The 24,354-nt window shown below is 50.6% G+C and carries 30 protein-coding genes; 27 read left to right on the top strand and 3 right to left on the bottom strand.

Annotated features, from left to right (window positions below):
• Positions 1 to 41: 41 nt before the first annotated feature.
• From ACZ5FK_RS03620 to mtnN, 9 genes are all read left to right on the top strand, one after another.
• Positions 42 to 314, top strand: coding sequence for an IreB family regulatory phosphoprotein (locus tag ACZ5FK_RS03620; RefSeq protein ID WP_464806550.1), 273 nt, complete (start codon positions 42 to 44; stop codon positions 312 to 314).
• Positions 311 to 730: a Holliday junction resolvase RuvX gene (ruvX, locus tag ACZ5FK_RS03615; RefSeq protein WP_464806549.1), complete on the top strand. Its 420-nt coding sequence runs from the start codon at positions 311 to 313 to the stop codon at positions 728 to 730. Before ACZ5FK_RS03620 ends, ruvX begins: the two co-directional genes overlap by 4 nt.
• Before the next feature lie 9 nt (positions 731 to 739).
• Positions 740 to 1,033 carry a DUF1292 domain-containing protein gene (locus ACZ5FK_RS03610; protein ID WP_464806548.1) on the top strand — a complete coding sequence of 98 codons (294 nt, stop codon included), beginning with the start codon at positions 740 to 742 and terminating at the stop codon, positions 1,031 to 1,033.
• Between the two features lie 90 nt (positions 1,034 to 1,123).
• Positions 1,124 to 2,257 carry an endolytic transglycosylase MltG gene (gene mltG / locus ACZ5FK_RS03605; protein ID WP_464806547.1) on the top strand — a complete coding sequence of 378 codons (1,134 nt, stop codon included), beginning with the start codon at positions 1,124 to 1,126 and terminating at the stop codon, positions 2,255 to 2,257.
• Between the two features lie 24 nt (positions 2,258 to 2,281).
• A complete protein-coding gene (locus tag ACZ5FK_RS03600) occupies positions 2,282 to 2,917 on the top strand; it encodes an O-methyltransferase (protein WP_464806546.1) in 636 nt (211 codons plus the stop codon).
• Positions 2,918 to 2,952: 35 nt separating this feature from the next.
• Positions 2,953 to 3,591 carry a uridine kinase gene (gene udk / locus ACZ5FK_RS03595; protein WP_464806545.1) on the top strand — a complete coding sequence of 213 codons (639 nt, stop codon included), beginning with the start codon at positions 2,953 to 2,955 and terminating at the stop codon, positions 3,589 to 3,591.
• Positions 3,592 to 3,703: 112 nt separating this feature from the next.
• On the top strand, positions 3,704 to 4,180 hold the full coding sequence (greA, locus tag ACZ5FK_RS03590; protein WP_464806544.1) for a transcription elongation factor GreA: 477 nt from the start codon (positions 3,704 to 3,706) through the stop codon (positions 4,178 to 4,180).
• Positions 4,181 to 4,320: 140 nt separating this feature from the next.
• Positions 4,321 to 5,058 carry a YrrS family protein gene (locus ACZ5FK_RS03585; protein WP_464806543.1) on the top strand — a complete coding sequence of 246 codons (738 nt, stop codon included), beginning with the start codon at positions 4,321 to 4,323 and terminating at the stop codon, positions 5,056 to 5,058.
• 14 nt (positions 5,059 to 5,072) lie between these two features.
• The gene (gene mtnN, locus ACZ5FK_RS03580) at positions 5,073 to 5,765 is read left to right on the top strand and encodes a 5'-methylthioadenosine/S-adenosylhomocysteine nucleosidase (RefSeq protein ID WP_464806542.1); all 693 of its coding nucleotides are present in this window, start codon (positions 5,073 to 5,075) and stop codon (positions 5,763 to 5,765) included.
• Positions 5,766 to 6,041: 276 nt separating this feature from the next.
• On the opposite strand, the gene sigK is transcribed toward mtnN, so the two are convergent.
• The gene (sigK, locus tag ACZ5FK_RS03575) at positions 6,042 to 6,743 is read right to left on the bottom strand and encodes an RNA polymerase sporulation sigma factor SigK (RefSeq protein ID WP_464806541.1); all 702 of its coding nucleotides are present in this window, start codon (positions 6,741 to 6,743) and stop codon (positions 6,042 to 6,044) included.
• Positions 6,744 to 6,946: 203 nt separating this feature from the next.
• On the opposite strand from sigK, the gene ACZ5FK_RS03570 reads away from it, so the two are divergent.
• From ACZ5FK_RS03570 to ACZ5FK_RS03520, 11 genes are all read left to right on the top strand, one after another.
• Complete coding sequence (locus tag ACZ5FK_RS03570; RefSeq protein ID WP_464806540.1) at positions 6,947 to 7,462, top strand: YqeG family HAD IIIA-type phosphatase; 516 nt, start codon at positions 6,947 to 6,949, stop codon at positions 7,460 to 7,462.
• Between the two features lie 3 nt (positions 7,463 to 7,465).
• On the top strand, positions 7,466 to 8,566 hold the full coding sequence (yqeH, locus tag ACZ5FK_RS03565; protein ID WP_464806539.1) for a ribosome biogenesis GTPase YqeH: 1,101 nt from the start codon (positions 7,466 to 7,468) through the stop codon (positions 8,564 to 8,566).
• Between the two features lie 17 nt (positions 8,567 to 8,583).
• A complete protein-coding gene (gene aroE / locus ACZ5FK_RS03560; protein WP_464806538.1) occupies positions 8,584 to 9,414 on the top strand; it encodes a shikimate dehydrogenase in 831 nt (276 codons plus the stop codon).
• Entirely contained in the window at positions 9,408 to 9,695 is a 288-nt protein-coding gene (yhbY, locus tag ACZ5FK_RS03555; RefSeq protein WP_464806537.1) for a ribosome assembly RNA-binding protein YhbY, read from the top strand. The genes aroE and yhbY overlap by 7 nt, the downstream gene beginning before the upstream one ends.
• Positions 9,696 to 9,706: 11 nt before the next feature.
• Positions 9,707 to 10,276, top strand: a complete 570-nt coding sequence (locus ACZ5FK_RS03550; protein WP_464806536.1) for a nicotinate-nucleotide adenylyltransferase — start codon at positions 9,707 to 9,709, stop codon at positions 10,274 to 10,276.
• Positions 10,266 to 10,832, top strand: coding sequence for a bis(5'-nucleosyl)-tetraphosphatase (symmetrical) YqeK (yqeK, locus tag ACZ5FK_RS03545; RefSeq protein ID WP_464806535.1), 567 nt, complete (start codon positions 10,266 to 10,268; stop codon positions 10,830 to 10,832). Before ACZ5FK_RS03550 ends, yqeK begins: the two co-directional genes overlap by 11 nt.
• Before the next feature lie 20 nt (positions 10,833 to 10,852).
• Positions 10,853 to 11,200 carry a ribosome silencing factor gene (rsfS, locus tag ACZ5FK_RS03540; protein ID WP_464807352.1) on the top strand — a complete coding sequence of 116 codons (348 nt, stop codon included), beginning with the start codon at positions 10,853 to 10,855 and terminating at the stop codon, positions 11,198 to 11,200.
• Positions 11,197 to 11,940 carry a class I SAM-dependent DNA methyltransferase gene (locus tag ACZ5FK_RS03535; protein ID WP_464806534.1) on the top strand — a complete coding sequence of 248 codons (744 nt, stop codon included), beginning with the start codon at positions 11,197 to 11,199 and terminating at the stop codon, positions 11,938 to 11,940. Before rsfS ends, ACZ5FK_RS03535 begins: the two co-directional genes overlap by 4 nt.
• Positions 11,941 to 12,155: 215 nt before the next feature.
• Positions 12,156 to 12,653, top strand: coding sequence for a helix-hairpin-helix domain-containing protein (locus ACZ5FK_RS03530; protein WP_464806533.1), 498 nt, complete (start codon positions 12,156 to 12,158; stop codon positions 12,651 to 12,653).
• 19 nt (positions 12,654 to 12,672) lie between these two features.
• Positions 12,673 to 13,242 carry a ComE operon protein 2 gene (locus ACZ5FK_RS03525; RefSeq protein WP_464806532.1) on the top strand — a complete coding sequence of 190 codons (570 nt, stop codon included), beginning with the start codon at positions 12,673 to 12,675 and terminating at the stop codon, positions 13,240 to 13,242.
• A 221-nt stretch (positions 13,243 to 13,463) separates the two neighbouring features.
• On the top strand, positions 13,464 to 15,530 hold the full coding sequence (locus tag ACZ5FK_RS03520) for a DNA internalization-related competence protein ComEC/Rec2 (RefSeq protein WP_464806531.1): 2,067 nt from the start codon (positions 13,464 to 13,466) through the stop codon (positions 15,528 to 15,530).
• Positions 15,531 to 15,582: 52 nt separating this feature from the next.
• Here ACZ5FK_RS03520 and ACZ5FK_RS03515 read toward each other — a convergent pair whose 3' ends face one another.
• A complete protein-coding gene (locus tag ACZ5FK_RS03515) occupies positions 15,583 to 15,717 on the bottom strand; it encodes a YqzM family protein (RefSeq protein WP_464806530.1) in 135 nt (44 codons plus the stop codon).
• Positions 15,718 to 15,870: 153 nt separating this feature from the next.
• On the opposite strand from ACZ5FK_RS03515, the gene holA reads away from it, so the two are divergent.
• Positions 15,871 to 16,896, top strand: coding sequence for a DNA polymerase III subunit delta (gene holA / locus ACZ5FK_RS03510; protein WP_464806529.1), 1,026 nt, complete (start codon positions 15,871 to 15,873; stop codon positions 16,894 to 16,896).
• Between the two features lie 58 nt (positions 16,897 to 16,954).
• Here holA and rpsT read toward each other — a convergent pair whose 3' ends face one another.
• On the bottom strand, positions 16,955 to 17,206 hold the full coding sequence (gene rpsT / locus ACZ5FK_RS03505; protein WP_464806528.1) for a 30S ribosomal protein S20: 252 nt from the start codon (positions 17,204 to 17,206) through the stop codon (positions 16,955 to 16,957).
• Positions 17,207 to 17,369: 163 nt separating this feature from the next.
• Here rpsT and gpr point away from each other — a divergent pair, with 163 nt between their 5' ends.
• The 6 genes from gpr (at position 17,370) to grpE (ending at position 24,331) form a co-directional block, all read left to right on the top strand.
• The gene (gene gpr, locus ACZ5FK_RS03500; RefSeq protein ID WP_464806527.1) at positions 17,370 to 18,413 is read left to right on the top strand and encodes a GPR endopeptidase; all 1,044 of its coding nucleotides are present in this window, start codon (positions 17,370 to 17,372) and stop codon (positions 18,411 to 18,413) included.
• Positions 18,414 to 18,456: 43 nt separating this feature from the next.
• A complete protein-coding gene (gene spoIIP, locus ACZ5FK_RS03495; protein ID WP_464806526.1) occupies positions 18,457 to 19,290 on the top strand; it encodes a stage II sporulation protein P in 834 nt (277 codons plus the stop codon).
• Positions 19,291 to 19,409: 119 nt separating this feature from the next.
• Positions 19,410 to 21,233 (top strand): translation elongation factor 4, encoded by a 1,824-nt coding sequence (gene lepA / locus ACZ5FK_RS03490; RefSeq protein ID WP_464806525.1) that lies wholly within the window; start codon positions 19,410 to 19,412, stop codon positions 21,231 to 21,233.
• A gap of 218 nt (positions 21,234 to 21,451) precedes the next feature.
• Complete coding sequence (gene hemW / locus ACZ5FK_RS03485; RefSeq protein ID WP_464806524.1) at positions 21,452 to 22,585, top strand: radical SAM family heme chaperone HemW; 1,134 nt, start codon at positions 21,452 to 21,454, stop codon at positions 22,583 to 22,585.
• A gap of 94 nt (positions 22,586 to 22,679) precedes the next feature.
• Positions 22,680 to 23,747: a heat-inducible transcriptional repressor HrcA gene (gene hrcA / locus ACZ5FK_RS03480; RefSeq protein ID WP_464806523.1), complete on the top strand. Its 1,068-nt coding sequence runs from the start codon at positions 22,680 to 22,682 to the stop codon at positions 23,745 to 23,747.
• Entirely contained in the window at positions 23,747 to 24,331 is a 585-nt protein-coding gene (grpE, locus tag ACZ5FK_RS03475) for a nucleotide exchange factor GrpE (protein WP_464806522.1), read from the top strand. Before hrcA ends, grpE begins: the two co-directional genes overlap by 1 nt.
• The last annotated feature ends 23 nt before the right edge of the window (positions 24,332 to 24,354 follow it).

Genomic DNA, 24,354 nt, shown 5'->3' with positions numbered 1-24,354 from the left:
CGGCTCCTAGAAACGGATGATTGGAAAGCGGGGTGTCGATTATGAATCCATACGACAAGACGATGAAATTCAACTTCCCTGAAGAATCGATGGAGCAGGAAGTGAAACAGGTCATGCTGCATGTTCACAAAGCGCTTCATGACAAAGGCTATAATCCGATCAATCAGATTGTCGGCTATCTCCTTTCAGGCGACCCAGCCTACATTCCTAGGCATGAGGATGCGCGCAACATGATTCGGAAGTTGGAAAGGGACGAGATCCTTGAAGAGCTTGTCAAATTCTATATCCGTGAAAACGGAGACCGCGAATCATGAGGACGATGGGACTGGATGTCGGATCCAAGACGGTCGGCGTCGCGGTCAGCGACGCCTTCGGCTGGACTGCGCAAGGCATCGAGACTGTCGCAATTGATGAAAGTGCCGGCCTTTTTGGAATCGACAGGATACGCGAATTGGCATCCAAGTATGAAGTCAGCGCTTTTGTCGTAGGCTACCCAAAGAACATGAACAATACGGTGGGACCCCGCGGGGAGGCATCGGAAAAGTATGCCGAATTGCTGAAAGATGAATTTGGCTTTCCGGTCACCCTATGGGATGAGAGACTCACGACAATGGCGGCCGAACGCATGCTGATCGATGCGGATGTGAGCCGCAAAAAACGCAAGGCTGTCATCGATAAGATGGCGGCAGTCATGATACTTCAAGGGTATCTTGATTCAAAAAATAGATGAGGTGATGTAATGGAACACGGACAGGAAACAATGACAATCGTAGACGAGCATGGGGACGAGCATGTATGTGAAGTGATCTTCACGTTTGACTCCGAAGATTTCGGAAAATCGTACGTCCTATATCATATCCTAGGCGAAAATGAGAATGTGGATGACGATGAAGAAATCGAAATCCATGCGTCAGCTTTCATCCCTTCGGAGAATGAGGAAGACGGAGAGCTTATGCCGATCGAATCGGATGAAGAGTGGGATATGATCGAAGAGATGCTGAACACATTCCTTGCTGAGGAAGACGAAGAATAATCATACATGCACGGGACGGAATGGTGCTCGCCATTCCGTCTTTCTTGTGATTGTTTGTGAAACCGTGCACGAAAAGAGGTGGCATGTTGGATGGGGAATGAGAACAGAGGCGGGAAAAAGGACGTCATGTTCGACCGGATGACGGAACATAAGAAAGAAGCGAAGATTGTCAGACGCATTGTTTTTGCAGTTGCACTTATTGTTCTTTTGATCGGACTCATCGGCGGACGTTCGGTCTACAAATACATAGTCGAATCGCTGCAGCCCGTCGATCCGGACTCCGAAAAAGTCATTGAAGTGGAGATTCCAATCGGTTCAGGTGTATCAGTGATCTCCAAAAAGCTGGAAGAGGCGGGTGTGATCAGGAATGCGCGCATCTTCAAATATTATGCAAAGTTCAAGAACGAATCGCAATTCCAGGCGGGGACATACGGCCTGACGAAGGCAATGACGCTGGATGAGCTGATCCAAAGTCTCAAGACGGGCAGGGTCTATCGTGAGCCGATATTCACGATGACTATACCGGAAGGGCTGACGCTTGATCAGATTGCGAAAATCGTCGAGAAGAAGACAGGCATCAAAGAACAGGATTTCATGGCCTATGTCGAAGATAAGAAGACGATTGAAGGTCTGATGGGCAAATATCCGAATCTGCTGACGGAAGAAATATTCAACGAAAATATAAAGCATCCGCTGGAGGGATATCTGTTCCCGGCGACCTATCCGTTCTATGAAGAGAAACCGACGCTTGAAACAGTTGTGACGGACATGCTTGACGCAACGGCTGCGAATATCACGCCGTATCTTGGGTATTTGGAGGAAAACAAAAAATCGGTCCACTGGCTCCTTACCTTCGCTTCGCTGCTCGAAAAGGAAGCGACAGCACAGGCGGACCGTGAGACAATTGCGAGTGTCTTCTACAACCGGCTTGAAAAGGGCATGCCGCTCCAGACTGATCCAACCGTGCTCTATTCTCTAGGCGTCCACAAAGACAGAGTGCTCTATTCGGACCTGGAAGTGCAAGACCCGTATAACACCTATCAGAACATGGGGCTGCCGCCAGGACCAATTGCAGGAAGCGGTCGTTCTTCCATCGAAGCTGTCATTGAACCGTCGCATACGGACTATTTATATTTCCTTGCGGATAAGCAAGGAGAAAACCATTTTGCAGAGACATATGACGAGCATCTGCGGAATCGGGCACTGTATCTTTCGGGAGATTGAATCGGATGATTGGAAGTGGGATGTATGAAGGACTATAATCAGTACATTGCTCATTTCAGCGGACCCGAAAATCCGCTGATAACCGAGATGGAAACATATGCGGAGCTAAATAGGGTTCCCATCATGGACCGCTCAGGCATCGATACATTCATCGGACTGCTGCGCATCCAAAAACCGGAGCATATCCTTGAGATCGGAAGCGCCATCGGCTATTCTGCGATCAGGATGGCTGAGGCTCTCAAAACAACGAGCATCACGACCATCGAACGTGACGAGGAAAGATATGCCCGGGCTGTCGAATACGTACAGAGAAGCGGCATGCAAAACCGTATACGGCTCATCCAGGGGGACGCACTTCTGCTTGAGGAGAGCGAACTGGAAGGCGGCTCGTTCGATGCGCTGTTCATCGACGCGGCGAAGGGGCAGTACCAGCGCTTTTTTGAGAAGTACTCAGCTTTCCTGAAGCCCGGCGGCATCGTTTATTGCGATAATATGTTCATGCATGGAGCGGTGCTCCTGGAAGATGCTGAATTGCCGAAACGCAACCGGACGATGATTCGCAATCTGAAGAGTTTCACCAGATGGGCGATGGAAAATGAAGCGTATGAAACTTTCCTGCTTCCTGTTGGGGACGGGATACTGATAGCAGTCAAGAAATAAAGAGAGAGGCATTCCTTGCTGAAGGAGGAAACGGGATGAAAGAAGGAAAACCTCTTGTGATCGGAATTGCAGGCGGTTCGGGTTCCGGGAAGACAAGTGTCACTAACCGGATCTATGACGTGTTCAAAGAGCACTCGGTCGTCGTGATTGAACAGGATTATTATTATAAGGACCAGTCGCATCTTGAATTTGAGGAGCGGCTTATGACGAACTATGATCACCCGCTCGCGTTTGATACCGATCTGCTGATCGAACATGTCGAAAAGCTGCTTGACCGCCAGCCGATCTCAAAGCCGGTCTATGATTACGCATTGCATACAAGGTCGGATAAAACGGTGCCGATCACGCCGAAAGACGTCATCATCCTGGAAGGGATTCTGGTGCTGGAGGATCCGCGGCTCCGAGAGCTGATGGATATCAAGCTGTTTGTCGATACGGATGCGGATCTCCGGATCATGCGCCGTCTTATGCGTGACATTAACGAACGGGGCCGGACGATCGAATCTGTTATCGAACAGTATCTGACAGTCGTGCGGCCGATGCATAACCAGTTCATCGAACCGACAAAAAGGTATGCTGATATCATTATTCCGGAAGGCGGGCACAATGAAGTGGCGATCGACCTGATGGTCACAAAAATAAAAACAATTCTTGAATCTGGAACCAAATTGTAATATGATGGATTCAGAATTTGACGTACTATTTTATATTTGAATGCTATGTCGCATACCTCTTGGAGGAGCGGCATAGTGTTTTTATGAACAGGATTATGAGGAGTGTTGTAAAATGGTTTCTGAAAAAAAATATCCAATGACAGCCGCTGGAAAAGCGAAGCTTGAAGAAGAACTTGATTATCTGAAAACGGTCAAACGGAAAGAAGTCGTAGAACGGATTAAAATCGCACGCAGCTTTGGCGACCTTTCCGAGAACTCTGAATACGATTCTGCAAAAGAGGATCAGGCGTTTGTAGAAGGCCGGATTTCCACAATCGAATCGATGATCCGCAATGCGGTGATCATCACAGAGGACGAGCTGACGAACGATGAAGTGCAGCTCGGGAAAACGGTTACATTTAAAGAATTGCCAGATGGCGAAGAAGAGACGTATACGATTGTAGGATCCGCGGAAGCGAACCCAATCGAAGGACTCATCTCAAATGACTCGCCAATTGCCAAAGGCTTGATCGGCAAAAAGAAAGGCGATGACGTGAAAATCATGACGCCTGGCGGAGAAATGGTCGTCACCATCATTGAAATCAAGTAATATATGAACTGAACGAAGCAGATGGAGGAGACGCAAGCGTTTCCATCCATCTGTTTTTGCATGTAGGCATTCAAGTGTGAAACCTCATGCAGAGTTATCAAGTCTTATAGACAATAGGTACTGGAAGGGAGAGACGGGACATGCCTGAGAGAGAACCTCAATTTTCGAGAGTAGGCCGAAAAAGGCAAAAAAACAAATCCAACCTTATATTGAATAGCCTGATTGGTATCGTTGTTGTGCTTATTATCATCGTTGGCGCCACTATTATCACAGGGGGGAATGACGATCAGGCGGACGGGGATAAGCAGTCCGCGATTGAAAAGAATGAGAAGACTGACAGCACTTCCGATAAAAATGCGGATTCTGAAGATACCGGGCAGAATGAGCCGGAAGGCGAAGGATCATTGAGCGAGGACCAGGATGATGACGGAGCTGCCATGAATCCCGAGGACGACAGTGAACTGTCTGGGGAATCGGGCAGCAATGATGAGAAACACGAAGTGGAGTCTCCGCAGCCAGAAGAAGGAGAACTCGTGAAGATTGAATCCCCTGATGATCCGGTTGTCAGCGAAACGGTCATCAATGAATCGTGGAAGCCGATTGGGACCGTGCAGACGGGGGAACATACTTCCCTATATGACGGCGAGTCCGATGATTGGAACGAAAAGAAGAAGGCGCTGGCCTATGCGACAGGATTGCCTGAGGACTCCATGATCTTCAAAAGGATCAAGAATGGAGGAAGCCCTCAGAAGTCAATTGGCATCGTCTCTTCCAGCGACGGCTCGGAAAAGTATCGGGTTTATCTCGAATGGGTTGACGGACAAGGCTGGAAACCTGTTAAAATGGATAAGTTGACCACATTGGATTTTGATTATTGAGCGGAGGGTAATGTATGAAAATCGGTATTATCGGTGCAATGGAGCAGGAAGTGGAATTGCTGCGAGAGCAGATGGAAAATAAGAAAGTGACCAACGTCGCGAACTGTGAATTCATCGAAGGTGATTTGGCCGGCCGCGATTGCGTGCTTGTCAAGAGCGGGATCGGAAAGGTGAATGCGGCAATAGCGACTACCTTGCTGCTGGAGCGCTATAAACCGGAAGCCGTCCTCAATACGGGCTCGGCTGGAGGTTTCCATGAAGACCTGGATATCGGTACAGTCGTCATCTCGGATGCGGTGAAACATCACGACGTGGATGCGACCGCTTTTGGCTATGAAATCGGACAAGTGCCGGGAATGCCGGCAGCTTACCAATCTGACGAAAAGCTTATGCGCATCGCCAAGGAAGCTGTCGAAGAGGTTGGCGAACATGCCCATTTTACAGGGCTCATCGCATCGGGTGATGTGTTTATGAGTGATCCATCGCGCGTAGAACTTGTCAGAGGCCAATTCGCTGATATGATTGCAGCTGAAATGGAAGCGGCGGCAGTCGCTCAAGTGTGCCACCAATTTGGCGTGCCGTTTGTCGTCATTCGGGCATTATCGGATATCGCAGGCAAGGAATCATCGGTGAGCTTCGATGAATTTTTGCCGATCGCCGCCAAACATTCTTCAGAAATAGTTGTGAAAGCGATATCGAAATTATAATACGGGTATGGTATGATATAGTGAAGCAACAATTGGTTAAAGGAGTGGATCTGCATGTTCTTCCTAATGACTGGAGTTTTCGTCGTAACTGCGGTAATCGCGGTCGTCATTATGCGCGAGGTAACGACAGATTAATTTTGTTATAGTGTACTGCCTGCCAAATGGTTCACCGCGATCCTTGGCGCATTTGATGAGGACACATCAACCCAAAAAGCGTTCCCGCACCGCATAGGTTATGCGGGAGGAACGCTTTTTTTGCCGCTTTTTTACGTTTGATCATTCGCTATATTCATGCTTGAATAACTGGTATAGTTTAACAATGGCCCGTTTCTCGATGCGCGAAACGTAGCTTCTTGATATGTTCAGCTGTTCTGCGATTTCTTTTTGCGTCATCGGCTGGTCGTCGAGCAGGCCGTACCTGCGCTGGATGATTTCCAGTTCCCGGCTGTCTAGTTTTCCTAGATGTCTGTAAAGCCGTTCGAATTGCTCTTTCTGTTCAACCGTTTCGATCGGCGCCTCGTCGTCCGTCTGCAATAGGTCCGCTATCTGCAGGGACTGGCCATCTTTGTCAGTGCCGATCGGATCGAAAAGGGAGACGTCCTTTTGCACTTTCTTCTGCGTCCTGAGGAACATGAGAATCTCATTCTCTATGCACCTGGCCGCATACGTGGCAAGTTTGGTCTTCCGGTCAGGTGTGAAGCTGTTCACCGCTTTCATCAAACCGATCGTCCCGATGGAAATGTAATCGTCGAGTTGTTCGTGTTTCGGATGGAACTTTTTCACGACGTGCGCAACCAGACGCATATTCCTCTCGATCAGTTCATCCCGGGCGCTTTCATCCCCTTCCGCAAGACGCCTAAGGCAATCGGCTTCTTCCGCTTTCGACAGAGGGCGCCGGAACGCCTGCCCGCGGATATAGCCGACCATCGCCGGAATTTCAAGCCACAGTTGGACTAGCGCCATGACGAATCCGCTCATTGGTCCACCTCCTGTGTCTAGTACAACAGCATATGCGTCCGATTTAGCGGATAACACTTGGAAGTGCGGGCAGTGCATCTTTCCGGCGATCCTGCTCGGCGACGGACGTACAATACGCGGCATTGTGATATAATCGTTGTAACCAGATTCCCGTAAATGCTCTAACGGGATGGTGTGTTATTTTCATATAGGGTGGAGATTGTTTGTATAACTTATTTTTACCAGATGAATATGTAAAGGACATCTTTCAGATCACTCCGGATACATTAAAGGAAAAAGGGATCAAAGGCATTGTGACCGACCTTGACAATACGCTTGTCGAATGGGATCGTCCCGAAGCGACCCCGGAAGTCCTCGAATGGATGCGTATGATGCGGGATGCGGGGCTGAAGGTGATCGTACTGTCGAACAACCATGAGCCGCGGGTCCGCGACTTTTGCCAGCCGGCAGGCATCCCATTCATCTTCGAAGGGAGAAAACCTCTTGGCAAGGGATTCAAGAAAGCGCTTGGCCAGCTGGGTCTTCCGAAAGACGAAGTCGTCATGGTCGGAGATCAATTGATGACGGACATTCTGGGCGGCAACCGGTTCGGGGTCCATACGATCCTTGTGGTGCCTGTGGCAAGCTCTGACGGCTTTTTTACTCGATTCAACCGCAAACTTGAAAGGAAGATCATGGCCCGCATGCGAAAACGCGGCCTGATCGATTGGGAGGAATAATCAGTGGAACAATTATTATGCATCGGCTGCGGCGTGCCGATTCAGACGGAGGACCCGAAAAAGGACGGATATGCGCCTGCTGCTTCGCTGGACAAGGAGACAATCCTTTGCCAGCGCTGTTTCCGGCTCCGCAACTATAATGAGTTGCAGCCGGTATCTTTGTCGGGAGACGATTTCCTTTCCATTCTGAATGGCATAGGGAGCAAGGATGGCCTTGTCGTGAAGATTGTTGACATCTTTGATTTTAACGGCAGCTGGATTCCCGGGCTTCACCGGTTTGTCGGCAATAAGGATATCATACTGGTCGGCAATAAGGCGGACCTGCTGCCGAAAGCTGTGAAGGAATCCAAGCTGAAAAACTGGATGCGGGAAGAGTCGCACAAACTCGGCCTCAAGCCGGCAGATATTCTCCTTGTCTCTGCCCATAAAGGCACAGGCATGCAGGAGGCTCTTCAGGTGATCGATGAAAGGCGGCGCGGTAAAGATGTCTACGTCGTGGGCTGCACGAATGTCGGCAAATCCACATTCATCAACAGGATCATCAAGAATGCGACCGGGGTAGGAGAGACGATTACGACCTCCCATTTTCCAGGAACGACACTTGATTTGATCGAGATTCCGCTTGACGACGGCAAGGCCATCTACGACACACCCGGCATCATCAATGACCATCAGATGGCACATTATTTGAGTGCTGAAGATCTGAAGGCCATCACGCCAAAGAAGGAATTGAAGCCGAAAGTCTATCAGTTGAACAGTGGGCAGACTCTGTTCATCGGCGGATTAGCCCGATTCGATTTTCTTCGGGGAGACCGGTCTTCCTTCACAGTGCACGCTGCGAACAGCTTGCCGATCCATCGGACAAAGCTTGAGAACGCAGACGCATTGTATGAAGAGCACCTCGGGGAACTGCTTTCTCCGCCTACTGGGGAATCGCTCGAAACGTTTCCGCCTCTCGTGCGGCATGAATTTTCGGTGAAGAAACCGAAGACAGACGTGGTCATATCCGGTCTCGGCTGGATCACTGTCCAGCACCCGGATGTGTCCATCTCAGTCCATGCTCCCCGGGGCGTCAATGTGGAATTGCGTCCTTCATTGATTTGAGAAAGGAGCGGGAGACGTTGAAAAAGTGGTTTGCGGTCATCGGAGATCCCATCGCACAGTCGATGTCTCCGTTCATGCATACGAAATGGTTTGAGGAAGCGGGCATGGATGCCGCATATATTCCGGTCCATGTCACGCAGGACAAGGTCGGGGAGGCGGTCCGCAGCCTGGCTGTATTAGGCTGCACCGGCTGGAATGTGACTGTGCCCCATAAGACAGCGATCATTCCGCATCTTGACAAAATCGACCCTTTCGCCGCAGCAATGGATGCGGTCAATACGGTTCATTTGCAGGACGGGGAGCTGCGCGGCTTTAATACGGACGGCATCGGCTTTGTCCGTTCCCTGGAAGAGCAATACGGGGAAGAAGGAAAGACCGGGGAAGTTCTCGTCATCGGCTCGGGCGGTGCTGCGAAAGGGATTGCCCATGCACTGCGCGAGAGCGGGTACGGCCCGATCACCATAACGAACAGGACGCCTGGCAAAGCAGAAATGCTCGCGCAAGAACTTGGCGCTTCAGCGATCCCTCTTCAGGCGGCGGAAACCCGGATTGGCAGCTACCGTCTAATTGTTCAGACGACATCCGTCGGCATGAATTATTCGGATGCAGGAATGCCGCTTGACCCATCTGGTGTGCAAAGCGGGACGATTGTCTGCGACATCATCTACAATCCGCTGGAAACGGAATTTCTCATGCGTGCGCAAAGCAGCGGCGCCAAGACATTGAACGGACTCGGGATGTTCGTCCACCAAGGGGCTCTTGCCTTCGAAACGTGGACCGGGGTCAAACCGGACACATCCCGCATGATTCGTGTATTAACAGAAAAGCTCGGAGGGAAAACATGCTAACAGGTAAACAGAAAAGTTATTTACGAAGCGAAGCGCATCATCTACAACCGATTTTCCAAATTGGGAAAGGCGGTTTGACCGATGCGATCATCAAACAGATCGAAGAGGCGCTGGAAGCCCGCGAACTGATTAAAGTGAGCATCTTGCAGAACTGCGACGAGGACAAGACCGACATCGCAGAAAGGCTTGAGGACGCGGGAGTCGAAGTCGCGCAGGTGATCGGCAAGATCCTTGTTCTATATAAAGAGTCGAAGGAAAAGAAACGGATCGAACTGCCGTAAGGGGGATTCGCATGAAACGGATTGGAATACTCGGCGGTACGTTCAATCCGCCGCACGCCGGTCACCTCATCGTCGCAAATGAAGTGCTTCATGCACTCTCCCTCGATGAGGTGCGCCTGATGCCCGCCTCCATTCCGCCTCATAAAGCAAAGCCGCAAGACGCCACGCCTGCGCAGCGTCTGCATATGGCGGCGCTTGCGACAGAAGGTGCTGACAGGATCTCCGTCTCGCCGTTCGAGGTGGAGCGGGGCGGCATCTCGTACACATATGACACGATGGAAGCGATGGTAAAGGCCGAGCCGGATTCCGAGTTCCACTTCATCATCGGCGGAGACATGATCGATATGCTGCCGAAGTGGCACCGGATCGATGAACTGATGAGACTGGTGAATTTCGTGGGAGTCCAGCGGCCCGGGACATTGGCAGAGACGGATTATCCAATCAGGATGGTCGGAATCCCGCAGATCGATCTGTCGTCCACATTGGTCCGGGAGAGGATCCGGGCAGGCGGGACTGTTACATTCCTCATCCCCGAATCCGTCGAAACGTTCATCCGTGAGGAGGGATTGTATGTTGAGTAAACGGCTTGAAGAGGAAGTGGAAAAGCGCCTTCCTCAAGGACGCGCGGCCCATGTGCTCAGGGTGCGTGATACCGCACTGGAACTTGCGGAGCAATATGGCGTCGATCAAGAGAAGGCTGAAATCGCTGCACTTTGCCATGATATTGCGAAAGCGATGGATCCTGGCAGCCTGCGGACCATTCTCACCGAAAACAACATGGATGAGCGCTATCTCGCATTTCATCATGAATTATGGCATGCCCCGGTTGGCGCATTTATCGCACAGCATGAATTCGGCATCAAGGATGAAGACATACTGAATGCAATACGATTCCATACGACGGGCAGGCGCGGAATGTCGCCGCTCGAGAAGCTCATTTATGTGTCCGACCTAATTGAGCCGGGACGCACTTTTCCGGGGCTGAAGGAACTGCAGGCTGCAGCCGGGCGTTCGCTGGATGAAGGCATGCGTGACAGTATAGCGCATACCATCGCTTATCTGGTCAGCAAGCGGAGCGCCATCTTTCCGGATTCCTTTGAATGCTACAATGAATACGCCGGGATACCCAACTATTAAGACATCATGAAAGGATGGAAATTATGCCAACATTATTAGAAACAGCATATAAAGCCGTAGATGACAAGCGCGGAGAGGATATCGTCGTCCTGAACATGGAAGGGATTTCGCTAATCGCAGATCAATTCATTATCACTCACGCCAATTCAGAGCGCCAAGTGCAGGCAATCGCACGGGAAGTCGCTGACAAGGCGTCAGAGAACGGCTATGAAGTGAAGCGGGTGGAAGGGCTGGATAATGGAAAATGGGTCCTTGTAGACCTGGGAGACGTTGTCGTCCATGTCTTCCACCGGGATGAACGGGACTATTACAACTTGGAAAAGCTTTGGGGCGACGCTCCGGCGCTTGATATGGCCGATCATCAATGACGGTGAGCTACAAAAGCTTCGCAGCCGTCTATGATGAATTGATGAGCGACATTCCGTATGACCGTTATGTCGAGCTCATTGAGGAAGCTTGCGGACAGCCGTTGAAAGGGCTGCGTCTGCTTGACGTCGGCTGCGGAACCGGGCTGCTGTCCGCGAAGCTGGCAAAGCGCGGGGCGGACGTGACGGGGATCGATTTGTCCCCGGATATGCTGAAGGTCGCCGAACGCCGGGCGGCCTCGCTAGGTTTCGAGATTAACTTCCATGTGCAGCCGATGCAGGAGCTTGATATGCCTGCGGAATTCGACGCGGCTGTCATCTCGATCGATTCCCTGAATTATGTGCAAGCGGAAGAGGACGTCGCAGAGACGTTCAAAAGGATCCACTCCGCGCTGAAACCGGGCGGTGTCCTGTTGTTCGACGTCCATTCGACTTTCAAGACCGATGTCATCTTCATGGAAGGCCCTTTTGTTTTTGACAACGGGGGCATATCGTATATATGGCAGGCGGAAGAAGGCGATGAGGAACATTCCGTCTACTCGGAGATCGCTTTTTTTGTGCGGGAACCGGGCGGTCTGTACAGACGGTTTGACGAAGTCCACTATCAGCGGACATTCGATGTGTTTACATATGTTGAGTTGCTGTCGGAAGCAGGCTTCACCGTGGAACGGATCTTTGCGGATTGGGAAGACGAACCGCCGGCTGAAGAAAGTGAGCGTATTTTCTTCCAAGTTAGAAAGTAGGCTTTGCGCTAAATGGGAAAGTGGGCTATAGTGGAGATGTCTCCATATGGATGCCAGGATGAAAGGGGAAGATTCCGTTTTTATCTAAAGTATCCGGCAAGTGGCGCAAACTTTTAACCCCATTAGCAGCAATCCTGATCATTTCCGCGATTGTGTTCTTTCCCCGAGGACAGGCCGGCAACGACACGCTGGCAAGCGGACAACTCCCATTTGAAATGAAACCTGGCTTAGAGCTGCCAGCTGAACCGGAACCGGCTGACGAACCACCACAGCCGGAGCCGATCATGGTCGACGTGAAAGGTGCGGTACTGCATCCAGGTGTGTATATATTATCTGAAGGCGACAGGCTCATCGATGCGATCAATAGTGCAGGAGGCTATAAGCCGGATGCCGATACGAGATCGATCAACCATGCGATGAGACTGAAGGATGAATTTGTCATCTATGTTCCGCTTGAAGGTGAAGTGCCGGAAGAGATGCCGGAGCTGCTCACAGGCATTCCTGCGGACAAGGAAGACGGCAAAGTGAATATCAACACAGCGATGGAAGCGGAATTGACATCGATTCCCGGAATCGGGCCGTCGAAGGCCGCCGCAATCATCGCCCATCGGGAAGAGAACGGCCCGTTTGACCGTCCCGAATCACTGATGGATGTCTCGGGCATCGGGCAAAAGACATTCGAAAAGCTCGAGCCATTCATCTCTGTAAAGTAATCAGAATGGAGGCAACCATATGGAGCGGATCACATGGGACCAATTTTTCATGGCACAGTGCCATCTGCTGGCGGTGCGAAGCACATGCACCCGGCTGTCTGTCGGTGCGACCATCGTGCGGGATAACCGGATTATCGCAGGCGGATACAACGGATCCATCTCGGGCGGCGATCATTGCATCGATCATGGATGCTATGTCGTTGGCAACCACTGCGTACGGACAATCCATGCGGAAATGAATGCCCTTCTGCAATGCTCTAAATACGGCATACCTGCTGAAGGCTCGTCATTGTACGTCACGCATTTCCCGTGCCTGCAATGTTCCAAGGCGATCATACAGTCCGGAGTGCGCCATGTGTATTATGCGAAAGACTATAAGAATGATGAGTATGCGCTAAAACTGTTCGCGCAGTCTGGCGTATCTGTCCAGCATATTCCATTCGATCCGGGTGCCATCGATTTCAGGATGGAGGAGAAAAGCAGCCTGATCGAAGAGCTGCTCGGAAAACTTTCAGCCGGCGGCACAACCCCTGAAGAATTGGCCCAGCTTAAACAAAGGGCTGATGGATTATTTGGCAAAACTTACTGAAAAGCAGACCTGTCTATATCGCTATACCGGTCGCAGTATCGGCGTTCGCCGCATACGGGCCGGTTCATCTATTATGGATCAATGCCCTGCTTCTTCCCATCTTCCTTTTGCGGAAGGATGATCTCCTTACTCCCCTGCTGGCGATTATCGCTGCGACTATTTCTTTTTTCCACTTCCAGACCTACATCCAGACCATCCTTGAAGCACCGGATTCCCATACCTTGACAGCCAGGTTCACGGATACTGTCAAAGTTGACGGAGCGAAAGTGAAAGGCTTCGCTAAAACTGAGGACGGCTTGACAATCTATATTTCCTACACACTCCATGATGAATTAGAAAAAGACCACTTTCTGGCAATGCATATACCGGCCTACTCTTTTACATTTTCAGGTGCATACGGCGAGCCGCCGGGTCCAGCCCATGACTATTCATTCAATATGGAAGCTTATCTGAGGATGAACGGTGCGGAACGGATCTTTGAGGCGGACGAAATCCTGTCCTTCTCGGAAGCTGCCGGCGTGAGAGTTACGCTGTCAAAATGGAGGCGGAAGGTCAAGGAGCATATTGCAAGCACATTTCCAAAGCCGCTGATCACAGAAGCGGAAGCGCTTATTATCGGGGACCGGAGCGGGATGGATGAGCAGCTTGCGGACGATTACCGGACGCTTGGCATCACGCACTTATTCGCGATATCTGGTTTGCATGTCGGTCTGCTTGCGTTCCTCTTGCGCCTCGTCCTCGTACGCATGCGGGTGCGGATTGAGACCGCGGATACGCTGCTCATAATCCTTCTGCCGATCTATGCTGTGCTTGCAGGCGGTGCACCGTCCGTTTGGCGTGCAGTGACCGTCACTGTCCTTTTGCTGCTTGCTTCGTCAGGACGTATTAAGATGCGGGCAGATGATGCGCTTTCGATGGTGGCGGCAGGCACGATTGTGCTGCAGCCGTTCATCGTCTTCCAGCCGGGCTTTCAGCTCAGCTATCTCGCCGCTTTCGCACTTGTGTATTCGTCTGGTATCATCCTGCGGAACCGATCTGCTCTGCTCGCTTCGTTTCTAGTCACTTCAATCACACAGATCGCCTTATATCCAGTGCTGCTGTATCATTTCCATGAGCTGTCAATCTCATCTTTCTTTGTGAATCTATTGTATGTCCCTCTCTATTCGGCTTTCATTCTGCCTATGAATATAGTTCTGTTGCTGCTTTCGGTCATGTTGCCGCAGGTAAGCGGCCTTCTATTTTCCGTCTACACGCCTGTGCGTGTTTGGCTCGGTGAGTTGACGACGTTCTTGGCTTCTTTACCGTATCAGCTTTGGACGCCGGGCAAACCGCCAGCGAGCCTCGCCGTTCTTGCGGTCATCGGTATGTTCCTGTTCTTCATCCTGCTTGAGAGAAAGGGAAAATGGCACCTTGCCTTGGCTTGCCTTCTAGTGCCGGCGCTGTCCATGCAACTCCGGCCGTATGCTGATCCGGCGCTCTATGTCACCTTCCTTGACGTAGGCCAGGGGGACGGAATTGTCATTGAACTGCCGCACCGGAAAGCGGTATATATGATAGATACGGGGGGAAGGGTCCAGTTCTGGGACAATGATTGGAAATCTCCTGAACAGCCATTTGAGATCGGAAGGCGCATCGTAGTTCCGTTCCTGAGGGGGAAAGGCATCCAGGCGGTCGATAAGATGCTCCTCACCCATGCGGATAGCGACCATATGGAAGCGGCTGATGAAGTGATGGAGGAAGTGCGTGTGAGGGAGATCCATATTCCGCCCGGCAGTGAAAAAGAGAAAACGATGGATCCAGTGCTTGCGATTGCAAAAGAGCAGAAGATCCCTATCATTTTCGGAATGGAAGGGCTCGGCTGGACTAAAGAGGGATTCGGGTTCACATACGTGGCGCCTGCTGAAGGGGAATATGAAGGAAATGACAGCTCGCTTGTGCTGTTCATGGTGCAGGATGGCCTGTCATTCCTTTTCACAGGGGATTTGGAGACGGAAGGGGAGCAGCGCTTCGTCCGTGAGTATGGAAACATGGACTTCGGAAAAGTTGTCCTCAAAGCGGGCCACCATGGCAGCAGGACCTCGAGCACAGACGGCTTTGTCGAGGCGGTTGCTCCTGTCATCTCTGTCATTTCCGCAGGCAAGAACAACCGATACGGCCACCCTCACCCAGACGTCTTGGAGACATTCAAGAAACATGGCATCCCGGTCATATCGACTGCCGAAAGCGGTTCCATCACGTTCAAGGTCAAAAATGGCGATTTTCAGCTGCATACATCAAGGGGGCAATAAAAACAGGCAGCTCCCGTTAAACGTGCCGGGTGCTGCCTGCTTTTCGCTTGTATTAGCGTGCGACGAAGTCGACGATTGTAGCAATAACGAAAATTGCGGAGAAAGCTACGAAAGATACTACAAATCCGACTCCTGAATCGATCAAATCATTGCGTTTTGACTGTACGTCTTTTTCAAACTCATTCATTGCTACACCTCCTGATTCCTTTCTAGTATAGTTGAATGGTGATAAAAAATCCATCCCAATCCGTATTTGTGCGGACGCTTTGCACAAACGACACAAATTGTCCATACATCATGGGTACTGTCGGGTATAATAGAGAGAGTGAGGAGGGATCGCATGGCGAATGCAGAATGGAAAAGGATCGGAGCAGGTGACGTGGAATCCGTCTACTTGGTGAGCGGTCCTGAACGCCATATTTTTGACGAAACGGTGAACAGGCTGATCGAAGCGATGCCTGATATAGAAGAAGATATGGTAATCAGATACGATCTGGAAGAAACGCCTGTTGAGGTTGTGCTTGAAGAGGCGGATACACTTCCATTTCTTGAAGAGCGGAAACTTGTAATTGCTGCGAACGCTTCATTCCTCAAAGCTCCTGATAAATCGAAAGAGAAGATCATACATAATATAGATCTGCTGCAAAAATGGCTGGCCGATCCGTCTCCGACGGCGGTCGTTGTCTTCCATGCGCCATATGAAAAATTGGATGGCCGGCTAAAGATCACGAAAACGATGAATGAGAAAGCGGCTGTCATCGAGGCATCCCGTCTGTCAGGACGCGACCTGACAGCTTGGATCCAGCAAGAGGCAAGCGCTTTTGGGGTCAAAATGGAGAGCGCACCGGCACAGCTGCTTGCGGACTGGGCAGGGGATGATCTGGTTATGCTGTCGAACGAGATTTCCAAGCTCGCCACATATCTCGGAGGAACCGGCGAAGTCACAGAAAAAACGATTGAACTGCTTGTTCCACGCACACCGGAGATGGATGTCTTCCGGCTGACGGATGCTTATTTGACAGGCAATGTAGAGGCGTCCATTTCAATTTACAGGGATCTCTTGCGTAACGGGGAAGAGCCGATCATGCTGACATCGCTCATTTCCGGGCAAATACGGCTGATGATTCATGTGACATCGCTGCGGAAAAAAGGCTATCACGCCCAGCAGATCGCTAAAATGCTGAATGTCCATCCATATCGCGTGAAATTGATGCTGGAAAACCGCAAGATCCCGTCCGCTGATAGGCTGCATCTGCTGCTGTCAAAACTTGCAGACATCGATTACCGGCTCAAGTCGGAAGGCGGCCGCAGAGAACGGATCCTTGAATTATTCTTCATGGAGCCGATCACTTCCTCGTCTTTGTAAAACGAAAAGGGCTGTCCCAATTGTCTGAGACAACGGGGACAGCCCTATTTTGCACTCATTATTGAGCTTTCTTTGTAAGACGAGCTTTTTGACGAGCTGCTGTGTTTTTGTGGATCAGGCCTTTGCGGGCAGCTGTGTCCAATTTTTTCACCGCGTCCTTCAAAAGTTCAGGAGCGTTCTCTTCTTTATTCAATAGCGCGAGGTCAGCTTTACGTACAGCAGTACGCATTGCAGACTTGACTTGAGAGTTTTGCTCGTTTGCAGCAGCGCTCTGTTTTACACGCTTGATAGCACCTTTAATGTTTGGCATTCCATTCACCTCCAATTTCAGGTAAGACAAGAGCTATTCCAAGTAGATACGGATTCTCTTTACAACATTAACATTTTAGCAAACACCCCGCCGGAACGCAATAAAAATATGCAAAGAATATTTCCTTTACACGACGAGCAAACTGTTTTTGAGGTGAATGAAAATGGGACAATTCGATTTTTACCGTACAGACCTTGTAGTGGAAAACGAGGAAATGGTACGGCATCAGACTGATTCCGAAAAAGACAAGCTGCAAAAGACGGACGATGTGGTATTCAACGAGACCCGCCACGGCAGCATTATGCTCACTAAAGTGAAGATCTTGCCTGAAGCGGAAGAGCGGATCGGTAAGAAAACAGGGACATATATCACTCTTACTTCCCCGAGCCTCCCGCCTGGCGATAAAGATGGCATTTCTGATATGACCGCCATGCTGATGGATCAGCTGGATGAGCTGCTCAAAGAACATAAGCTGCCCCAAGACGCTAAACTATTGTTCATAGGCCTTGGCAACAGGGAAGTGACACCTGATGCTGTTGGTCCGATGACAATGGATCGCATGACAGCGATCGTGCCGGATTATTTCTCGGAGGAAGGCGCCGAAGTATTCGTGTACGCACCCGGCGTCACCATCCAAACGGGCCTTGAGACGGCAGAATTCGTGCGCGCGATGGCCGACCAGATCAAACCTGATTTGCTCATCGTGGTGGATGCACTGGCTGCACGCGACAGTGCAAGGCTCTGCAGGACAATCCAAATGACTGATACGGGAATTCATCCAGGGTCAGGCGTTGGCAACAGCCGTAAAGAGCTCTCGAAAGAGACGCTTGGAGTGCCGGTGATTGCCATCGGGATTCCGACTGTCGTGGATGGCCCCGTCCTGATCGCCGATGCAATCGATACGATGTTCACATATATCGCTTCGAAAATCGAGGATGAGTCACGGCCATCTTCCAAACTGACGGTCTCCAATTGGCTATATGAAGCAAATGAGAATGCTGACCGCTCAAAACTCATCCCGATTTTCGGCGACTGGTCAAGCTGGCCGCACGAGGATCGTGTGCAGCTTTTCGAAGAAGTGCTCTCCAACCGTGAATTGAATACATTTATCTCCCCTAAAGAGATCGATGCATGGGTCGCCATGTATGCAGACTGTTTAGCTGATTCATTTTTCGGCTGGATCGATAACTTGAAAGCAAGTCATTGACGCATATCCCCCCGCATATAGTTGGAAAACGGGGGGATGTCTTTTGAAAAAATCACTGCAAATCTGGTTCACTGCGATACTCGCTCTCTTCCTATTCCCGATCATCATTCAATTCCTGCCATCTGAGACTCCAACACAAGCGCCAAAACTCATCAAGGACAATGCGTATATCGTCTATGCCGCAAATATCATGGAAGAAGAGGGTTCAGCTGCTGAAGAAGACGCAGCAGAAGAACCTGCTGCGCCTAGCGGGTCCGCAAATGTCCTGCTCTATTTCACGCATTCCGAAGAAGCGTATGAACCGGTGACAAAAGCGGCGGGAGGGAAAGCGACTGCTTCCCATCAAACGGAAAACATCATGAAAATGGGAGAAAAACTGAAAAGCCAATTACTCGTGAATGGGATCAACGCCACCACGCTGGATGTCCACAACGGCCTCGAAATGAAGAAGAAGGGCATCCATTACAGCAAGGCGTACCAAGCAATCCGTCCATATGTAAAGGAAGCGATCAGCGGACAGCCGTATGATCTGGTCATCGATATGCACCGCGATTCATTAGGCCATGACCGTACGACAATCTCCCATGAGGGGAAGGATTACGCAAAAGTGGCATTCGTCATAGGAACAGAGCATCCTGCATATGCCCAAAACCTTGAAATGGCAAAAAGGATCCGAAATAGCATGGAAACCATCGTTCCGGGAATCACCAGGGAAATCATCAAAAAAGGAGGCCCGGGCGTAGATGGTAAATACAATCAGGACCTGGACCCAGCCGTTATTCTCGTCGAACTTGGCGGGATCGGCAATACGGAAGATGAACTGAATCGTACGATCGCCATCATCGCTGAAGCGATCAATGGAGTTCTGAACGAATAAGCAAGACAGGGCCGGCCACACTGCGAACCGGCTCTTTTCTTTCGGCAAGAAAGTATTAGTAACATGTTGTGCAGTTATTTGCTATAATGCTTGTAGCTTAAATAGGAGTGAACTGCACAATGAATCATGAGGAAAGATTGGCACGCCAGAAGAACATACGGAACTTTTCGATCATCGCGCATATCGACCATGGGAAGTCGACACTGGCCGATCGGATCTTGGAGAAGACAGAGACTCTCAGTTCCCGTGAAATGAAATCCCAATTACTTGATTCGATGGATCTGGAACGCGAACGCGGCATCACGATCAAGCTGAACGCGGTCCAATTGAAGTATACGGCGAAAAACGGCGAGGATTATACAATGCATCTGATCGATACGCCGGGACACGTCGATTTCACATATGAAGTATCACGCAGTCTCGCAGCATGTGAAGGGGCGATCCTTGTCGTCGACTCTGCACAAGGAATCGAGGCGCAAACACTTGCGAACGTTTACTTGGCTCTTGATAACGACCTTGAGATTTTACCGGTGATCAATAAGATCGACTTGCCGGCAGCAGATCCGGAGCGGGTGAAGCAGGAAATCGAGGATGTCATCGGCCTTGATGCATCAGAAGCTGTTCTCGCTTCCGCGAAAGCCGGGATCGGAATCGAGGAAATACTTGAGCAGATCGTCGAAAAGGTGCCTGCGCCGGAAGGAGACCCGGAAGCTCCGCTTAAAGCGCTCATTTTCGACTCTCACTACGACCAATATAAAGGCGTTATCGTCAACATCCGGATCGTCGAGGGAACGGTCCGGCCGGGCGACTCCATCCGCATGATGGCGACGGGCAAGGAATTCGAGGTTCTGGAGACTGGCGTTTTCACGCCGCATATTTCCCAGCGCGATGAACTGACTGTCGGGGACGTAGGATTCCTTTCAGCATCCATCAAGAACGTCGGGGACACGCGCGTCGGGGATACGATCACGTCTGTCAATAACCCTGCCAGCGAACCGCTGCCCGGGTACCGGAAGATGAATCCGATGGTTTTCTGCGGCTTGTATCCGATCGATTCCAACCGGTATGTCGATCTTCGGGAAGCGCTCGAGAAACTGCAGTTGAATGACGCGGCGCTCGAGTTTGAAGCAGAGACTTCCCAGGCGCTAGGTTTCGGTTACCGATGCGGCTTCCTTGGATTGCTGCATATGGAAATCATCCAGGAGCGGATCGAGCGGGAATTCAAAATAGACCTGATCACAACGGCGCCAAGCGTTATTTACAACGTCGTCATGACGGACGGTTCCGAATTGAAAGTGGACAACCCGTCCATGATGCCGGCAGCACAGAAGATCGACCACGTGGAAGAGCCATACGTCAAAGCGTCCATCATGGTTCCGAATGATTATGTTGGATCGGTCATGGAGCTATGCCAGCGCAAGCGGGGGAACTTCGTAACGATGGACTATATCGACGCATCACGTGTCAACATCATCTATGAACTGCCGCTTGCGGAAATCGTCTATGACTTCTTCGATCAGCTGAAATCGAGCACAAAAGGATACGCTTCGTTAGACTATGAACTGATCGGCTATAAACAGTCCAAGCTAGTCAAAATGGATATCCTCCTCAATGGCGAGCAGGTGGATGCCCTCAGCTTCATCGTCCACCGTGACTTCGGCTACGAACGCGGAAAAGCGATTGTCGAGAAATTGAAATCGCTCATCCCTCGTCAGCAGTTCGAAGTGCCGGTCCAGGCGGCGATCGGCCAAAAAATTGTCGCACGCTCGACAATCAAATCGATCGGTAAAAACGTCCTGGCAAAATGTTACGGCGGGGACATCTCGCGGAAGCGGAAGCTTCTTGAGAAGCAAAAAGAAGGAAAGAAGCGGATGAAACAAGTCGGTTCCGTTGAAGTTCCGCAAGAGGCGTTTATGGCTGTATTGCGAATGGACGAGGAATAAGCACGGGCGAGGGGAAGGGCTTCCCTCGCCTTTTAACGTTCAGCATTGGCAGGCGAAGCCGGATTGCTCCGGCTGCTAAACGGATCGTACGCCTTGCCAAACCAACCGCTTCCTTAACCACCCATCACACTGCACTGTCACACCTGCCAGTATCGTTTGCGGTTTTGGCGGTGTTACAATAAACAGGGTCTTGTTTTTAATCGAAAGGAGGCAGTCCAATGCGTGGAGTTTACATCCATATCCCATTCTGCCATCAAATTTGCCATTACTGTGATTTCAATAAAGTCTTTTTCAAAAATCAGCCTGTCGACGAATACATTGAATCGATCGGACAGGAGTTTACCATAATGGAGAACGAAGGAATCTCTTTTGACCAGGTCGAGACTGTTTTTCTTGGGGGCGGAACACCGACGTCATTATCCGCCGCTCAATTGAAACGATTGCTGGAGATCATCCGAATGCATGTCAACACTGATCACCTGAAGGAGTTCTCGACCGAAGCGAACCCGGATGAACTGACGAAGGAGAAACTGCAAGTCCTCTTTGAGGGAGGAGTCCGGAGGTTGAGCATCGGCGTGCAGTCTTTCGATGAGGAACTGCTCCGTAGAATTGGAAGGACCCACGGCGGGGACGATGCGGAGCGCGTCATTGAAATGGCGAGGCAGACCGGCTTCCGTGATATGAGCATAGACTTGATCTACGCGCTGCCCGGCCAGACGGAAAAGGTATGGGAGCATACGCTGGATAAGGCGCTTGCACTGGACCTGCCCCATTACTCCGCCTATTCGCTCATCATCGAGCCGAAGACCGTGTTTTATAACCTGATGAATAAAGGCAGGCTGCCGCTGCCAGGGGAAGATGCTGAAGCGGCCATGTTCGGTATGGTGATCGACCGCATGGAATCGCGTGGTCTTCATCAATATGAAATCAGTAATTTCGCGATGCCCGGGCATGAATCTATCCATAATAAGATCTATTGGGAAAATGATGAGTACGCAGGAATCGGCGCTGGAGCACATGGGTATGTGGGCGGCGTCAGATATTCGAATATCGGGCCTTTGAAGAGATATATGAAAAAAACAGCGAACGGTGAACGCCCTGTCGCTGACAGTCATACTGTCACAGAGAAAGAGGCGATGGAAGAGGAAATGTTCCTTGGCCTCCGCAAGATTTCAGGGGTTTCCGAAGCATTTTTCGAAAAGAAATTTGGCAGACAGCTGGCCGGTATATACGGTAATGAGTTAGAGAAACTCATAGACGAAGGATTGATTGAGCGGTCCGGCGGGAATTACAAATTGACCAGACCTGGGGTTTTCCGGGGCAATGAAGTGTTCCAGCGGTTCCTTCTGTAAAACGAGCCGAATCGTTGACACGCCCGTTAGGATTTGATAAATTAAATGAAGTATTAGCACTCATAAACAAAGAGTGCTAACAGGAGTGATGAACATGTTGACAAACAGGCAATTGCTGATCTTGCAACTAACGGTTAACGATTTCATCGAATCCGCACAACCTGTCGGCTCAAGGCAGTTATCGAAAAAACCCGAAGCGCCTTTCAGTCCGGCAACCATCCGAAATGATATGGCGGACCTTGAAGAACTAGGTTATCTGGAAAAGCCCCATACGTCGTCAGGCAGGGTCCCTTCCGAAAAAGGATACCGGTTCTACGTCGATCATTTATTGAAACCTGAAAAACTGAATCTGGAAGACTCTTTGCAGCTGCGGTCCATTTTCAAAAATCGCGTCATGGAGACAGAGGAACTGATCCGCAACTCTGCGGTCATCCTGTCCGAACTGACAACGTACACGGCAGTACTGCTTGGGCCTGATGTCACTGCCCACTCGGTCAAACGGTTTTCCATCGTCCCTCTCGCTGACACGAAAGCGGTCGCGATCATTGTCACTGATGGCGGGCATGTGGAGAACAGGGTGTTTGACGTACCGGAAGGCATGACAGCATCCGATATCGAGAAGATGGTGAACATCTTGAACGAGCGCCTGGTGGGTACGCCGCTCAGCCTTCTGCAGAAGAAGCTGGCAAGCGAAGCGAGCCTGCTGTTTGAGAGGCATGTCCATAATGCCAGCCAGGTGTTCGCCTCCTTGCAAAAAGCGACGGAAGTCAAACCGGAGGAGCGGCTGTTCTTCGGCGGCAAGATGAACATGCTGAAACAGCCGGAGTTCCACGATATACAGAAAATGAAAATGTTCTACGAGCTGCTTGAAAACGGGATGCCGGCAATGGCATTATTCCAGGATGAAACGAAAGGGATCCATGTCCGTATCGGTTCCGAGCTGAACAATGACGCAATGGAAGACTGCAGTGTCATCACGGCGAGTTATTCCGCGGGCGGCAATACGTCCGGATCCATTGCGATCATCGGCCCGAAACGGATGGATTACAGCAGGGTGATCACGCTGCTTGATATTATTAGCGGGGATTTGTCCACCGCCCTTGCAAGTCTTACTGCCGGCAGCGGCACATCCGCTGAATCACCCGATAGGAGGAATGGATAATGACTGAAGAAGAAAAAGGACTTGAGACGGAAAACCTTGAGCAAGAGGAGCAGGCTGAAGGGAATTCTGCAGAAGCTGAACAGGAAGCTGCTGGAAGTACAGACAGCACACAGACTGAAGATCCTTCAGGCGAAGCTTCAGAGATTGAAACATTGAAAGCGAAGCTTGACGAGGAAGAAACGAGAAGGCTGCGCATGCACGCTGATTTTGAAAACTATAAGCGGCGTGCCAACCTTGACCGCGAAGCGGCTGAAAAATACAAGGCGCAAAGCCTTATGGTGAATCTGCTGCCGGTCCTTGATAACTTTGAACGTGCGCTATCCGTCGAGGTGAAGTCAGAGGAAAGCCAGTCCTTATTGACGGGGATGGAAATGATCCACCGAAGTCTGCTGGAAGCAATGAAATCGGAAGGACTCGTCGAAATCGAGGCCGAAGGAAAGGAATTCGACCCGAATTTCCACCAGGCCGTCATGACTGGGCAAGATGAGGAAAAACCGTCTGGAACCGTGCTTGATGAACTTCAGAAAGGGTATATGTTGAAAGATCGTGTCCTGCGGCCATCGATGGTCAAGGTGAACGAATGATACACTGGTTTTTGAAGAGGAAT

The organism is Sporosarcina sp. GTC18466 (genome assembly GCF_055389225.1).
Note: the sequence above shows the minus strand (reverse complement) of the source record. Positions and strands in the feature narration are given on the sequence as shown.

What these genes read in the sequence shown, in the direction of transcription:
- ACZ5FK_RS03620 (WP_464806550.1), top strand. Translation starts at nt 42, where the DNA reads ATGAATCCATACGACAAGACGATGAAATTCAACTTCCCTGAAGAATCG.
- ruvX (WP_464806549.1), top strand. Translation starts at nt 311, where the DNA reads ATGAGGACGATGGGACTGGATGTCGGATCCAAGACGGTCGGCGTCGCG.
- ACZ5FK_RS03610 (WP_464806548.1), top strand. Translation starts at nt 740, where the DNA reads ATGGAACACGGACAGGAAACAATGACAATCGTAGACGAGCATGGGGAC.
- mltG (WP_464806547.1), top strand. Translation starts at nt 1,124, where the DNA reads ATGGGGAATGAGAACAGAGGCGGGAAAAAGGACGTCATGTTCGACCGG.
- ACZ5FK_RS03600 (WP_464806546.1), top strand. Translation starts at nt 2,282, where the DNA reads ATGAAGGACTATAATCAGTACATTGCTCATTTCAGCGGACCCGAAAAT.
- udk (WP_464806545.1), top strand. Translation starts at nt 2,953, where the DNA reads ATGAAAGAAGGAAAACCTCTTGTGATCGGAATTGCAGGCGGTTCGGGT.
- greA (WP_464806544.1), top strand. Translation starts at nt 3,704, where the DNA reads ATGGTTTCTGAAAAAAAATATCCAATGACAGCCGCTGGAAAAGCGAAG.
- ACZ5FK_RS03585 (WP_464806543.1), top strand. Translation starts at nt 4,321, where the DNA reads ATGCCTGAGAGAGAACCTCAATTTTCGAGAGTAGGCCGAAAAAGGCAA.
- mtnN (WP_464806542.1), top strand. Translation starts at nt 5,073, where the DNA reads ATGAAAATCGGTATTATCGGTGCAATGGAGCAGGAAGTGGAATTGCTG.
- sigK (WP_464806541.1), bottom strand. Translation starts at nt 6,743, where the DNA reads ATGAGCGGATTCGTCATGGCGCTAGTCCAACTGTGGCTTGAAATTCCG.
- yhbY (WP_464806537.1), top strand. Translation starts at nt 9,408, where the DNA reads ATGCTAACAGGTAAACAGAAAAGTTATTTACGAAGCGAAGCGCATCAT.
- ACZ5FK_RS03550 (WP_464806536.1), top strand. Translation starts at nt 9,707, where the DNA reads ATGAAACGGATTGGAATACTCGGCGGTACGTTCAATCCGCCGCACGCC.
- yqeK (WP_464806535.1), top strand. Translation starts at nt 10,266, where the DNA reads ATGTTGAGTAAACGGCTTGAAGAGGAAGTGGAAAAGCGCCTTCCTCAA.
- ACZ5FK_RS03535 (WP_464806534.1), top strand. Translation starts at nt 11,197, where the DNA reads ATGACGGTGAGCTACAAAAGCTTCGCAGCCGTCTATGATGAATTGATG.
- ACZ5FK_RS03530 (WP_464806533.1), top strand. Translation starts at nt 12,156, where the DNA reads ATGAAACCTGGCTTAGAGCTGCCAGCTGAACCGGAACCGGCTGACGAA.
- ACZ5FK_RS03525 (WP_464806532.1), top strand. Translation starts at nt 12,673, where the DNA reads ATGGAGCGGATCACATGGGACCAATTTTTCATGGCACAGTGCCATCTG.
- ACZ5FK_RS03515 (WP_464806530.1), bottom strand. Translation starts at nt 15,717, where the DNA reads ATGAATGAGTTTGAAAAAGACGTACAGTCAAAACGCAATGATTTGATC.
- holA (WP_464806529.1), top strand. Translation starts at nt 15,871, where the DNA reads ATGGCGAATGCAGAATGGAAAAGGATCGGAGCAGGTGACGTGGAATCC.
- rpsT (WP_464806528.1), bottom strand. Translation starts at nt 17,206, where the DNA reads ATGCCAAACATTAAAGGTGCTATCAAGCGTGTAAAACAGAGCGCTGCT.
- gpr (WP_464806527.1), top strand. Translation starts at nt 17,370, where the DNA reads ATGGGACAATTCGATTTTTACCGTACAGACCTTGTAGTGGAAAACGAG.
- lepA (WP_464806525.1), top strand. Translation starts at nt 19,410, where the DNA reads ATGAATCATGAGGAAAGATTGGCACGCCAGAAGAACATACGGAACTTT.
- hemW (WP_464806524.1), top strand. Translation starts at nt 21,452, where the DNA reads ATGCGTGGAGTTTACATCCATATCCCATTCTGCCATCAAATTTGCCAT.
- hrcA (WP_464806523.1), top strand. Translation starts at nt 22,680, where the DNA reads ATGTTGACAAACAGGCAATTGCTGATCTTGCAACTAACGGTTAACGAT.
- grpE (WP_464806522.1), top strand. Translation starts at nt 23,747, where the DNA reads ATGACTGAAGAAGAAAAAGGACTTGAGACGGAAAACCTTGAGCAAGAG.